This window comes from Oerskovia sp. PE-21s (assembly GCF_056158145.1).
The window spans coordinates 91,781-104,917 of record NZ_JBUXJM010000009.1; the positions used below are offsets into that span (position 1 = coordinate 91,781).

Sequence of the window (13,137 nt, forward strand, 5' to 3'; positions counted from 1 at the left end):
TTCGAATGTCTTTCGAGCGTGCAGGAGGTGTCATGACCCTGGTCGACGACACCCTCCGGGAGGTCCTGAGCGACGTCGGCGCCGCGACGGTCACCGCCTCGGCAGAGGCCGCCGGCCTCGTGCAGCCTGCCGGGTCCACGCACGCCCAGCGGGCGCTCCTGGCCCGGTCGGTGCTGCGCCGCGCGGAGCTCTCGGCCCGTCGCGCACCGGGGAGCACGGGGGAGGAGAAGCTCCTCCCGGTCCCCGACGAGCTGGCCGACCTGCTCCCGTTCGGCGGTCTCCAGCGCGGCACCGCCGTGGTGGTCGACGGCTCGACCTCGCTCCTGCTCGCGCTGCTGTCCGAGGCCTCGCGCACGGGGGCCTGGACCGCGATGGTCGGCTTCCCGCGCCTCGGGGTCCTCGCGGCCGCCGAGGCCGGGATCGACCTGGGTCGCGTCGCCCTGGTCCCGTCCCCCGGGCCGGACGCCGCGGCAGCGGTCGCCGCCCTGCTCGACGGGATCGACGTCGTCGTGGTCGGGCCGCAGGCCGCGCTGACCGACGCCGACCGCCGTCGCCTGACCTCCCGGGCCCGCGAGCGCGGGAACCTCCTCGTCGCGGCGCAGCCCTGGGCCGGGGCGCACGTGGTCCTCACGGTCCGCGAGGGCACCTGGTCGGGCACGGACCACGGCGCCGGGTACCTGCGCAGGCGCCGGCTCACGGTCCGGCGCAGCGGGCGGGCCGGCGCCTCGCGCGGCGTCGAGCGCCAGGTCGAGCTGCCGCTGCGCGGAGGCGTCGTGAAGAACCCGCGGCAGGTCGAGAAGACCCCGCCCGGCCTCCGGCTCGTCGGATGAGCGCCGGGAGCACGGCCACCCGCACCGCGGTCCTGTGGGTGCCGGACTGGCCCGTCGTCGCCGCGATGGGCGCGGCCCAGGTCCCCGCGCACGTGCCCGCGGCCACGCACGACGGGCGCCGCGTCCTCGCGGTCTCGGCCACCGCGCGGGCGCAGGGCGTGCGCCGGGGGATGCGACGCCGTCGGGCGCAGGAGTGCTGCCCCGAACTCGCGCTGCTCGACGCCGACGACGCGCGCGACGCACGCGAGTTCGAGCCGGTCGCGCTCGCCGCCGAGACCGTGGTCGCGGGCATCGAGGTCGCGCGCCCGGGCCTGCTGCTCCTGCCCTCGGGCGGCCCCGCGCGCTACCACGGCACCGAGGAGCGCCTCGCGCAGGTGCTCGTCGAACGGGTCGCGGCGGACACGGGCCACGAGAGCCAGGTCGGCGTCGCCGACGGGATCCTGGCCGCGGTGCTGGGCGCGCGGTCCTCGCTCGTCGTGCCCGCAGGGACCTCCCGGGCCTACCTGGCCCCGCGCCCGCTGGGCGAGCTCGCGCACGTCGTCGTGGGCGACGCCCAGCCCGTCGCGCAGCTCGTCGACCTCCTGGGCCGCCTCGGCGTGCGGACCTTCGCGGACCTCGCCGCGCTGCCCGCCGCGAGCGTCCTGTCGCGCTTCGGCGACCTGGGAGCCTGGGCGCAGCGCCTCGCGCAGGGCGAGGACCTGCGCCCGCCCGCGCGGCGCCGCATCGAGGCGGACGTGGCCGTCGAGTGCGAGCTCGACCCGCCCGCCGAGCGCGTCGACGTCGCGACCTTCGCGGCCCGCCGCCTCGCCGAGGACCTGCACGCCCAGCTCGTCGAGCGCTCGTCGTCGTGCGGGCGGCTGCGCATCACGGCCCGCACCGAGGACGGGCGCGAGCTCGAACGGACCTGGCGCTGCGACGACGGCGCCATGGGCGGGCTCACCGCGGCCCGCATCACCGACCGCGTGCGCTGGCAGCTCGAGGGGTGGCTCACGGCGTCGCGCGTCGCGCTGGGGCAGCGGCAGCGGCAGGGTCGGGGGGTGCGCCGGGACGAGCACGCACAGACCAGCCACGACGACCTGCCGGACCTCGCCGAGGACCGGCCCTCGCCGCTCGTGCGGCTCGCGATCACCGCGGAGGAGGTCGTGGCCGCGGGCGCCGAGCAGCCGCGGCTGTGGGGCGCGTCGAGCGGCGAGGACGCCCGCGCCCAGCGCGCCCTGGGCCGTGTCCAGGGCCTCCTGGGCGGGGACGGCGTGCTGAGCGTCGTCACGCAGGGCGGGCGCGACGTCCACGACCAGGTGCACCTCGCCCCGTGGGGGGACGCGGCCCCCGCGCCGCGGCGCGCGGACCTGCCGTGGCCGGGGCGCCTGCCCGAGCCCGCGCCCGCCCTCGTCCTGGACGTCCCGGAGGACGTCGCCGTCCTGGACGACGCCGGAGCCCCCGTCCGCGTCGACGTGCGCCTCGCGATGAGCGCACCGCCCGCGACCGTGCGGTGGCTCGCGCCACGAGCCGGGGCGAGCCGGCGTGTGCTCGGCTGGGCCGGGCCGTGGCCGCTCGCCGAACGCTGGTGGAGCGAGACGCCGCGCCGTCGGGCATACCTCCAGGTCCTGCTCGACGACGGACGCGGCGTGCTGCTCGCGAGCGCCCAGGGGCGTTGGACCGTGGAGGCCGTCTATGACTAGGGCAGCCCCGCCGGGCGCCGGGGCGCGCAGACCGCCCCGCTACGCCGAGCTGCACGCGCACTCCGCGTTCAGCTTCCTCGACGGCGCGAGCCACCCCGAGGAGCTCGCGGCCGAGGCCGCGCACCTGGGCCTGTCCGCGCTCGCCGTGACGGACCACGACGGCCTGTACGGGGTCGTGCGCTTCGCGACCGCGGCGCGCGCGGTGTCCCTGCCGACCGTGTTCGGCGCCGAGCTGCACCTGCCCGTCGCGCCCGCCCCCGGCGCGGCCCCCGTCCTGGACGCGCCCACGGGCGTGCCCGACCCGCGCGCGTCCCACCTGCTCGTCCTGGCCCGCGGCCCGGACGGGTACCGCAACCTGTCGAGCGCGATCGCGACCGCGCACCTCGCGACGGGCACCAAGGGCGCGGCCGACTACCGGCTCGAACGGCTCGGTGAGCAGTCGGGTGGCCAGTGGCTCGTCCTCACGGGCTGTCGCAAGGGGGCCGTGCGCTCCGCGCTGCTCACCGAGGGGCCGCGGGCCGCCCGGCGCGAGCTCGACCGGCTCGTGCAGGTCTTCGGCGCCGACAACGTGGCCGTGGAGATCACCGACGCGGGCGACCCCCGCGACAGCGACCTGTGCGACGCGCTCGCCGGGCTCGCCGCCGACGCGCACCTGCCGCTCGTCGCGACCGGCAACGTGCACTACGCGCGCCCCCGCGACGCCGCCCTCGCGGGGGCGCTCGCGGCCGTCCGTGCGCGCTCGTCGCTCGACGACATGGACGGCTGGCTGCCCGGTGCCCCCACCGCGCACCTGCGCTCGGCGGCCGAGATGGCGGACCGGCACCGCCGCCACCCGCAGGCCGTGGCGACCGCGGCCGAGCTGGGTGCCGAGTGCCAGTTCGACCTGCGCCTCGTGGCTCCCGAGCTACCGCCGTACCCGGTCCCCGCCGGTCACGACGAGAGGTCGTGGCTGCGCGTGCTCGTGGAGCGCGGCGGCACCGACCGCTACGGCCCTCGCGAGGCCGAGCGCGAGCCCGGGGCGTGGCGGCAGATCGACCACGAGCTCGCGATCATCGAGCAGCTCGGCTTCCCGGGGTACTTCCTCATCGTGTACGACCTCGTCGAGTTCTGCCGCGCCCGCGGCATCCTCGCGCAGGGGCGCGGCTCGGCCGCGAACTCGGCCGTCTGCTACGCGCTCGGCATCACGGCCGTGGACGCCGTCAAGCACGGTCTGCTGTTCGAGCGCTTCCTCGCGCCCGAGCGCGACGGCCCCCCGGACATCGACGTCGACATCGAGTCGGTGCGTCGTGAGGAGGTCATCCAGTACGTGTACGAACGGTTCGGGCGCACGCACGCGGCGCAGGTCGCCAACGTCATCTCCTACCGGCCGAAGTCCGCGGTGCGCGACGCCGCACGGGCCCTGGGGCACGACGTCGGGCAGCAGGACGCGTGGAGCAAGTCGATCGAGCGCTGGGGGTCGCTGCGCGGGCCGGACCCGTCGAGCCCCGCGGCGGACCGGGCGGCCCGAGAACGGGCGATCGCCGCGCGCGGGGCGCACGCGTCGGTCCCTGGGGCTGTCGGGCCCGCGGCGGCAGGGGCGTCTGCGGCAGGGGGTGCGGCGCGCGCCGACGCGCCGCCCGCCGTCGTGACCCGCACCGCGGCCAAAGACGCCCGCGCGGCCGAGGTCTGGGGGACCGGTGCACCGCGGCAGCGCGAGCAGCGGCGCCGCCCCGACCGCCCGCACACGGGTCACGCCGACTGGACCCCGGACCTGTCGGGTCGCGTCGTCGACCCGCTGGCCGAGGACCAGGGCGACAGGCGCGACAGGCGCGGCAGGGACCAGGGCGCTGGCCCCACGCTGCGCTCCGACGACCCGCACGACGTCGTGCCCGCGCGCCGCCCGCCGTCGGCCGCCGAGGAGGGCGAGATCCCGGGCCCGGTGCTCGAGCTGGCCGAGCGCCTCCTGAGACTCCCGAGGCACCTCGGCATCCACTCGGGCGGCATGGTCATGTGCGACCGCCCCGTGATCGAGGTGTGCCCGGTCGAGTGGGCGCGCATGGAGGGGCGCACGGTCCTGCAGTGGGACAAGGAGGACTGCGCGGACGCGGGGCTCGTGAAGTTCGACCTGCTGGGCCTGGGGATGCTCACGGCGATCCGGGTCGCTTTCGAGCTGATCGCCGAGCACGAGGGCCTGGGCCTCGAGCTGCACTCGCTGCCCGACGACGACCCCGCGGTGTACGACCTGCTGTGCGCGGCGGACACGGTCGGGGTGTTCCAGGTCGAGTCGCGCGCCCAGATGGCGACGCTGCCGCGCCTGCAGCCTCGCACGTTCTACGACATCGTGATCGAGGTCGCGCTCATCCGCCCCGGCCCCATCCAGGGCGGCTCGGTGCACCCGTACATCAACCGGGCCCGGGGCCGGGAGGAGGTCACGTTCCTGCACCCGTTGCTCGAGAAGTCGCTCGCCAAGACGCTGGGCGTGCCGCTGTTCCAGGAGCAGCTCATGCAGATGGCGATCGACGTCGCGGGCTTCAGCGCGGCCGAGGCGGACCAGCTGCGCCGCGCGATGGGGTCCAAGCGGTCGGTCGAGCGCATGGAGGCGCTGCACGGGCGGCTCCTGGACGGCATGGCGAGGAACGGGGTCGCGCCCGACGTCGCCGAGCAGATCTTCGACAAGCTCAAGGCGTTCGCGGACTTCGGGTTCCCCGAGTCGCACGCCTACTCGTTCGCGTACCTCGTGTACGCGAGCGGATGGCTCAAGGTGCACCACCCGGCCGCTTTCTACGCAGGGCTGCTCGCGGCGCAGCCCATGGGGTTCTACTCGCCGCAGTCGCTCGTCGCGGACGCGCGCCGGCACGGGGTCACGGCGTTGCGCCCGGACGTCAACGCGTCGGGCGTCAAGGCGGGGGTCGAGCGGCTGCCCGCCTCGGCGAGCCGGGGGGCGGGGGCGCCGTCGGGCAGGGACGTGCGGCCGGGCCTCGCCGCGCCCCACCGCGGTCCCGCCGCCTCGCCCTCTCCCGCCCCGCCCGACGGCGCCGCGCACCCCGACCTGTCCCTCGCGGTGCGCATGGGGCTGGGCAGCGTGCGCGGGGTGGGGGACCCGGTCGCGGAGGCGGTCGTCGCGGCGCGCGCCGCCGGTCCGTTCACCGACCTGCGTGACCTGGTACGACGCGTCGACCTGACCACGGCCCAGCTCGAGGCCCTCGCGACGGGCGGCGCGCTCGAGTCCTTGGGCGTGGCACGGCGTGAGGCGCTGTGGGCTGCGGGGGCGCTCGCCCAGGAGGGGCCGGACACGCTGCCCGGCGTCTCGGTGGGGGTCGAGGCGCCGATGCTGCCGGGCATGAGCGAGGTCGAGACCGCGGTCGCGGACGTGTGGGCCACGGGCGTCTCGACCGACTCCTACCCGACCCAGTACGTGCGCCCCGGGCTGCGCCGGGCAGGGGTCATCACGGTCGCCGAGGCGGTCGTGCACGAGGCCGGCCGGCGGGTCGCGGTCGGGGGAGTCGTGACCCACCGCCAGCGCCCCGGGACCGCCGGAGGTGTGACGTTCCTGTCGATCGAGGACGAGACGGGGCTGCTGAACGTCATCTGCACGCCCGGCCTGTGGCAACGGTTCCGGCGGGTCGCGCGGTCGTCGCCCGCGCTCGTGGTGCGGGGCCGCCTCGAACGGGCCGACGGCGCCACGAACCTCCTCGCGGAGCACCTCGCGCCGCTGTCGTTGCAGGTCGCGTCGCGCTCGCGGGACTTCCAGTAGGGCTCCGCTGGCATACTCGGGCCCATGACCGGACCCGCACGTGCCCGCCGTCGATCGAAGCCCGCGCTCCTGACCGGTGGCGTCGCCGCGGTCGTCGTCCTGCTGACCGGCTGCGGGGCGAACCCCGTCACACCGGACGATCTCCTGGAGGCGCAGAGCGAGCTGACGTCGGGTGTCGCGTTCGCGTCCTCGAGCGGGCGCACCGGGTTCGACCTGACGGTCGAACCCGGTGCGCTCGCGGACGGGGCGGACGTGCCGAACGCCGCGCCGCTCACCGTCGCAGTCACGTGCGAGGGCGGCGACGACGCGCACGTGGCGATCGACGGCACCGCCCTCGGGACGGTCTCGTGCGGGTTCCGCCCGGGCGCCACCGGGTACGTCGCGTTGACGACCACGGACGAGATGGACCTGAGCCTCCGCCACGTCGTCACCGTCGAGGCGGAGACCGGGGCGGCCGTCGCGATGTCGGTGCTGGTCGCGCAGGCGGGCTGACCCGGATCTCCCTTCGCCGTGCAACGCGCCCGCGTACGACGGGCAGGCTCACGGTGCTGTGCGGGTGCGGCCCGTCGAGGTGCGGCCAACTGGGGGCGTTCTGCCCGAGGAGCCCCAGATAGCCGCATCTCGCGCTGGCCGTGTGCCCGCCTATCCCTGCTTGGCGCCGATCTCCAGCGCCCTGCCGTGGACCGAGCCCAGGACGTCTGCCCCGGCGAACCCCTCCCAGACGGAGGTCGACACCTCGAGCGAGACCGCGAGGCCGAGCACGTAGTCCACGCCCCAGCTCTCGTCGACCACCTCGAAGCGCCACGGGCGCGGACGAGGCCCCGGCCACGGCGGAAGCTTGGGGCGGCGCGGGGGAGTGGGGCACCAGTCGTCGACGTCGATGTCGAACCCGACGTGCAGGTGGTGCGCCGTGAACGCGAGCTGGACGAGCGCGGCGCCCGCGTGGAACCCGGTGCGCATCCCGTCCGGCGGCCCGGGGGGCAGCGGCTGCGGGTTGAGGAAGACCTCGGCCCCTCGGGAGCCGGTGAAGGGGCCGTACGGGTTGCCCAGCAGGTCGAAGATCGCTGGGTGCCGTCGGCCGATGAGTGTCAGCGCGCTGGTCGTGAGTGCCATGGTGCCCCCTCCTTCGGTGGGCGGGCGCGGATGCACCCGCTACCTGGAAGGAGACCGCCGGGACCGACGGTGATGCACCGCGAGGCGGTCAGACGAGCGGCTTGCGCATGCTGAAGTTGGTCAGCGACACGCCCCGGAGCACGGGCTGGCGTTCCTCGACCACGACGAACCCGTGCTTCTCGAAGAAGGGGCGGGCCGTGAGGCTCGCGTACGTGGTGAGCTCGACGGCGCCACGGCCGCGGGCGGCGCGTGTCACGTGGTCGAGCAGCGCCGAGGCGACGCCGCGTCGGGTCACCGCGGGGTCGACGAACATCATGTCGATGTACCCGCGCGAGTCGACGTCGCTGAACCCGAGGACCTCGTCGCCCTCGACCGCGACGACCGTGTCGGTCTGCAGGCGCTTGACCGCCCAGACGTCGAGCGGGATGTCGTCCGACCCCCAGGCCGCGATCTGCTCGGGTGAGTAGTCCTTGCTCGCCGTGACCCGCACGGCTCGCAGGAACACGCGGAGCGTCGCTTCCGCGTCGGACTCGTCGTAGGCACGCAGGATCATGGCGTCGAGCCTAGTCCGGGACGGATGCGGGGCTCACGGTCCGCCCCTGACCGTACCCCCGACCGTCTCACGCCCGGGTGACGACGTTGACCACTCGCGGTGCCCGCACGACCACGCGGACCACAGGGCGTCCGGCCACGGCGCGCCGGACCGCCTCGCGCCCCAGCGCGGTCTCCCGGAGCTCGTCCTCGCCGACCGACGCGTCCACCGTGACCCGGTCCCGCACGCGGCCGTCGACCTGCACCACGGCCTCGACCGTCGACTCGGCCAGCAGGGCGGGGTCGACCTGCGGCCATCCGGCCACCGCGACCGAGGGGTCGTGCCCGAGCGCGGCCCACATCTCCTCTCCCGTGTACGGGGCGAACAGGCTCAGCAGGATCGCGAGAGACTCGGCTGCCTCCCGCACGGCGGGGTCGGCAGGCCCCGCTCCGGCGTCGATCGCCCGCCGTGCCGCGTTCGTGAGCTCCATGAGGCGCGCCACGGCCACGTTGAACCGGGACGTGTCGAGCAACCCGGTGACGTCGTGGACCGTCCGGTGCGTCACCCGGCGCAGCGCGGCGTCACCGCCCGTCGCCGCGGGGCTGGCCGTCGACCATGCGTGGGCGACGGCCGGGCTCGTCACGTCCTGGGCCACGCGCAGCACCCGGCCCAGGAACCGCTGCATGCTCCCGGGGGACAGGTCCGCCCAGTCGACGTCGTCCTCGGGCGGCCCGGCGAAGACCATCGTGAGCCGCACCGCGTCGACCCCGTACGCATCGAGCTGGGCCCCGAGGTCCACGCCGTTGCCGAGCGACTTGCTCATGGCCCGGCCCCGGTTGATCACCTGCCCCTGGTTGAGCAGGGTGGCGAACGGTTCGACGACGTCGACCAGGCCCATGTCGTGCAGCACCTTGGTCACGAAGCGGCTGTAGAGCAGGTGCAGGACGGCGTGCTCGACGCCCCCGACGTACTGCGCCACGGGCATCCAGCGGCGCACGGCCTCGGGGTCGAACGGCCCGTCGGTGTGTCCCGGGGAGCAGTAGCGCAGGAAGTACCAGGACGAGTCGACGAAGGTGTCGAGCGTGTCGGTGTCCCGTCGGGCCTCGCGCCTGCAGCGCGGGCAGGTGGTGCGTACCCAGTCCTCGGCACCGGCCAGGGGCGAGACCCCGCGGGGGGCGAGGGCCTCGCCCCTCAGGTCGGGCAGGCGGACGGGCAGCTCGTCGTCGGGCACGGGGACCTCCCCGCACGCGGCGCAGTGCACGATCGGGACGGGGGCTCCCCAGAAGCGCTGGCGGGAGACCAGCCAGTCGCGCAGGCGGTGCACGACCTGCGGCCCGCCGCGCCCCTGGGCCGACAGCCACGTCGTGGCGCGCGCGGCGGCCTCGGCGGGCGACAGGCCGTCGAGCGTCAGCCCCCCTCCGTCCGAGTGCACGACGACGTCGCGCGCCGGCGAGGTCTCGTCGCCCGGCGTGGTGGTCAGGACCGGGCGCACGGCCAGCCCGTGGCGTGCGGCGAAGGCCCGGTCGCGCTCGTCGTGCGCGGGGACTCCCATGACGATCCCCGACGCGTACCCGGGCAGCACGTGGTCGGCGGCCCACACGGGCAGTCGTTCGCCCGTCGCCGGGTGCTCCACCCAGGCCCCCAGGAAGAGACCGGTCCTCTCGCGCGAGGTGCCCTGGCGGTCGATGTCGCTCAGGGCCAGGCTCGCGGCGCGGTACGCCTCGAGCGCCTCGGCGTGCTCGGGTGCGCAGAGCTCGCGGGCGACGTCGGCGTCGGGGGCCACGGCCAGGAACGTCACGCCGAACAGGGTCTCGGGCCGGGTGGTGAACGCCGACACGGTGCGCGGGCCCGCGTGCGGCGTCCGGGCACCGCGTGCGTCGGCCCCGTCGACGACCGCGAAGTCGACCCGCGCCCCCGCGCTGCGCCCGATCCAGTGGCGTTGCATGGCCAGGACCTTCTCGGGCCAGCGCCCGACGAGCGCGTCCATGTCGTCGACGAGCCGGTCGGCGTAGTCGGTGATGCGCAGGAACCACTGGGTCAGGTCGCGCCGGACGACCGGTGTGCCGCACCGTTCGCAGGCTCCGTCCACGACCTGCTCGTGCGCGAGCACGGTCCCGTCCTGCGGGCACCAGCTGACGGGGGCCGTGGCGCGGTACGCCAGCCCACGCTCGACCATGCGCACGAACAGCCACTGCGTCCACCGCATGAACGCGGGGTCGGAGGTCTGCAGGCGGCGTGACCAGTCGAACGACACCCCGTAGCGCCGGATCGAGCGGGCCTGGGTCGCGATGTTGGTCTCGGTGAAGACCTCGGGGTGCTCGTCCCGGCGGATCGCGGCGTTCTCGGCGGGCAGCCCGAACGAGTCCCACCCGATGGGGTTCAGCACGTCGTGCCCCAGCTGGCGCCAGTAGCGCGCGACGACGTCCTCGAGCGCGAACACCTCGGCGTGACCCATGTGCAGGTCACCCGAGGGGTACGGGAACATCGTCAGCAGGTAGCGGCGCTCGCGGGCCCCGTCGTCGCGGGCGCGGAACACCCCGAGCGTCTCCCAGACCTCCTGCCAGTGCTCCTCGACCTCGGCGTGCCGGGCCCGGCCCGTGGTGGTCGGCGGGGTGGGCGCTGTCGTCCCGGTGGTGTCCTGGTCCTGCGTCATGGCGTCTCCTCAGCGGTGCTCCGTCCTGTGCGTGGGCACAAAAATGCCCCTCGGGGTACGAGGGGATGCCGCGCTGGTCGTGCCGTGTCAGCGCGGCGGTGTAAGGAGGAGCGAGGAACGCATGGCGGGGAGCCTAGCAGCCGGCCCGTCTCACGCCAACGGGTCGACGGGCACGACGACGCAGATCTGGAACGTGTCGCGCCCGCGCCGCAGCAGGTAGCGGAAGCTCTCGGTGTCGGCCTCGGCCGCGTACTCGTCGCGGTAGCTCCAGCGCACGTCGGCCCACACGAGGCCCGCGCTCGTGGTCCCGAGCGAACGGATCTGCGCGACGGCCCCGACGAGCCCCCGCTCGCGGTAGCTCTCGGCAGCGCCCCGGAAGGACTCGCGCACGGTGTCGGGCTCGCTGACGAGCACCGAGGCCTCGTCGGTCACGACGAGCGCGGGGAACGCGTACGTCTCGGCGATCGTGTCGAGGTCGCCGGCCGCGAGCGCCACGCCGTAGGAGTTGAGGAACCTCTGGACGTCGTCGTGGTCGTAGGCGGTCGCGTCGGGCGTGGGGGTCGTCATCCGTTCACGCTAGGCCGGTCGCGCCGAGCCCGCACGAGATGCTGCCTCGACCGCTGCCTGGACCGTGGCCAGGAGCGCGACCGGGCCCACGAGCCGGGTGCGCGTGTCGGGTGCGGTCGTCCCGGCGACCTGGGCGAGGAAGTGCGCGAGCACGGGTTCGAGGTAGTCCTGCCCGACGTCCAGGTCGCCCGCGACGGTCCCGCCCGTGGTGGTCACGGCCGCGTGGAACGGCTGGGTGGGGTGCAGGTGGGGGTCCACGAACCGCAGGCGCACGACGACGTCGCGCCCGCCGGTCGTCGCGGTCACGGTCGCGGTCACGGCGTCGTCCTCGTGCCCGACGGCGGGGTCCCCCCACGTGAGGTCGGCGTCGCCTCCGAGGAGCGAGCGGGCGGCCTCGACCAGGTGGATGCCGAGGAAGTGCAGGCCGTCGTGGGGCGAGCCCGGGTCGGCGGGACCGGACACGGTCAGCGTCGTGATCCTGCCGTGCGCGAGGGCGGCAGCCCGCAGCCGTGCGACGTCGGGCACGAAGCGCAGCGCCGAGCACGAGGACAGCACGGACCCGCTCGCGCGGGCCGCGGTCACGAGGTCCTCGGCGTCGGCGACCGCCGCGGTGAACGGCTTGTCGACCAGCACCGGCAGCCCGGCACGCACGAAGGGCAGGGCTGCCGCGTGGTGGAGCCGGCCCGCGCGGTGGGCGACGACGACCGCGTCGACCGACGCGACGTCGTCGGGCCCGCCCGCCCGGACCGGGACGCCCGCCGCCTCGCTCCGGCCGGCGAGCTCCGCGACGCGCCCCGGGTCGCCGTCCGCGAGGACCGTGACCCGCGCGCCCGGGAAGCGCTGCTCGACGTTCAGCAGGCGCACGTGCTGGTCGGCGTGCGAGGAGTCGAGCCCGAAGAGCGCGAGGCGGAGGGTCTGGGTCATCCGGTCATTCTTCCTGACCGGACCAGCTCACCACGCCTGCGCGATGAGCTCGGCGAACAGCTCGCCCTCGTCGACGTCGAGCCCCCGGGAGCGGAACCACGCGCACATGGTCCGGCAGTCGCGCATCAGGAGGTCGGTGCCGTGGGGGTTCGCGACGAGGTCGAGGACCTGCGGCAGGTCGATGATCACGATGCGCTCGCCCTGGGCCAGCACGTTGTAGGGCGACAGGTCGCCGTGCGCGTACCCGTGCGCGGCGAGGAGGCCCATGGCGTGCCGGAGCTGGTCCCAGTACGCCTCGACCGTGCCGACGTCCGGTCGCACGCGGGCCAGGCGTGGCGCGGCGACCCGGCTCGCGGGCGACCCGTCGGCCTCGCCCGTGCTCGCGTGCTCCCCGACGAACTCCATGAGGATCTCGGTCCCGTCGATCTGGACCGGGTACGGGACGGGGGCCCCGGCGGACCACAGCAGGGTCAGCGCCGCGAACTCGGCGTTGGCCCACTGCGCGGCCGCGGCCTCGCGCCCGTAGGAGGACTTGCGCTCGATCGCGCGCCGGTCGCGCGAGCGCCGGACCTGGCGGCCCTCGACGTACGCGGAGTCGCGGTGGAAGGCGCGGTGCTCGGAGCTGCGGTAGCGCTTGGCGGCGAGCAGCGAGAACTGGTCGGGGTCGTCGGGCACGGCGCGCTCGAGCAGGAAGACGTCGGCCTCCTTGCCCGTCTTGAGGACGCCGAGGTCGGTGTCGATCGCGGCGTCGGCCGTCACGACCCAGCCGGGACGGGGCTCGGGGCCGCGCATGCCCTTCTCGACGCTGGACCACGTGGACCAGCGCTGGTCCGGGTCGAGGGCCGCGTCGAGGTCGTACGCGTCGATGCCGGAAGCGTCGAACGCGTCGTCGGGGACGCCGGTGTGGCGGGGGAGTGCGGGAAGGTCGATGTGCTCGTGCACGGGTGGGGCTCCTCGGGTGAGGTGAGGAGCCGGCGTCAGCGGCCGGGGCTCCTCGGGAAGGTGGAGGCGTGGGGAACGACGACGACGGTCATCACGACACCTCTCCTTCTCGCAGCCCCAGGCTGCGCGCTCGCGCCGGACCTTCTCCGGCGGACGTGCCCACC

The 13,137-nt window shown here is 75.4% G+C and carries 10 protein-coding genes; 4 read left to right on the plus strand and 6 right to left on the minus strand.

Annotation, left to right across the window (positions count from 1 at the left end; all coding sequences use genetic code 11):
• Positions 1-32: 32 nt before the first annotated feature.
• From ACZDYF_RS16580 to ACZDYF_RS16595, 4 genes are read left to right on the plus strand one after another with little or no spacing between them, the layout of a single operon-like run.
• Positions 33-830: a hypothetical protein gene (locus ACZDYF_RS16580; RefSeq protein ID WP_475059777.1), complete on the plus strand. Its 798-nt coding sequence runs from the start codon at positions 33-35 to the stop codon at positions 828-830.
• Positions 827-2,509, plus strand: coding sequence for a DNA polymerase Y family protein (locus ACZDYF_RS16585; RefSeq protein WP_475059781.1), 1,683 nt, complete (start codon positions 827-829; stop codon positions 2,507-2,509). Before ACZDYF_RS16580 ends, ACZDYF_RS16585 begins: the two co-directional genes overlap by 4 nt.
• Positions 2,502-6,242, plus strand: a complete 3,741-nt coding sequence (locus tag ACZDYF_RS16590) for an error-prone DNA polymerase (protein ID WP_475059788.1) — start codon at positions 2,502-2,504, stop codon at positions 6,240-6,242. The genes ACZDYF_RS16585 and ACZDYF_RS16590 overlap by 8 nt, the downstream gene beginning before the upstream one ends.
• A 24-nt stretch (positions 6,243-6,266) precedes the next feature.
• Positions 6,267-6,734 (plus strand): hypothetical protein, encoded by a 468-nt coding sequence (locus tag ACZDYF_RS16595; protein WP_475059794.1) that lies wholly within the window; start codon positions 6,267-6,269, stop codon positions 6,732-6,734.
• A gap of 150 nt (positions 6,735-6,884) precedes the next feature.
• Here ACZDYF_RS16595 and ACZDYF_RS16600 read toward each other — a convergent pair whose 3' ends face one another.
• The 6 genes from ACZDYF_RS16600 to ACZDYF_RS16625 all read right to left on the minus strand — a co-directional run bounded on the left by ACZDYF_RS16600 (position 6,885) and on the right by ACZDYF_RS16625 (position 12,973).
• Positions 6,885-7,355: a hypothetical protein gene (locus ACZDYF_RS16600; RefSeq protein ID WP_475059801.1), complete on the minus strand. Its 471-nt coding sequence runs from the start codon at positions 7,353-7,355 to the stop codon at positions 6,885-6,887.
• An 88-nt stretch (positions 7,356-7,443) separates the two neighbouring features.
• Positions 7,444-7,908 carry a GNAT family N-acetyltransferase gene (locus tag ACZDYF_RS16605; protein ID WP_475059806.1) on the minus strand — a complete coding sequence of 155 codons (465 nt, stop codon included), beginning with the start codon at positions 7,906-7,908 and terminating at the stop codon, positions 7,444-7,446.
• A 67-nt stretch (positions 7,909-7,975) separates the two neighbouring features.
• Complete coding sequence (gene leuS / locus ACZDYF_RS16610; RefSeq protein ID WP_475059811.1) at positions 7,976-10,540, minus strand: leucine--tRNA ligase; 2,565 nt, start codon at positions 10,538-10,540, stop codon at positions 7,976-7,978.
• Positions 10,541-10,690: 150 nt separating this feature from the next.
• On the minus strand, positions 10,691-11,107 hold the full coding sequence (locus ACZDYF_RS16615) for a DUF6841 family protein (RefSeq protein ID WP_475059817.1): 417 nt from the start codon (positions 11,105-11,107) through the stop codon (positions 10,691-10,693).
• Between the two features lie 9 nt (positions 11,108-11,116).
• Positions 11,117-12,031, minus strand: a complete 915-nt coding sequence (locus ACZDYF_RS16620; protein ID WP_475059825.1) for a Gfo/Idh/MocA family oxidoreductase — start codon at positions 12,029-12,031, stop codon at positions 11,117-11,119.
• 27 nt (positions 12,032-12,058) lie between these two features.
• Positions 12,059-12,973, minus strand: a complete 915-nt coding sequence (locus ACZDYF_RS16625) for a serine protein kinase RIO (protein WP_475059832.1) — start codon at positions 12,971-12,973, stop codon at positions 12,059-12,061.
• Between the last annotated feature and the right edge of the window lie 164 nt (positions 12,974-13,137).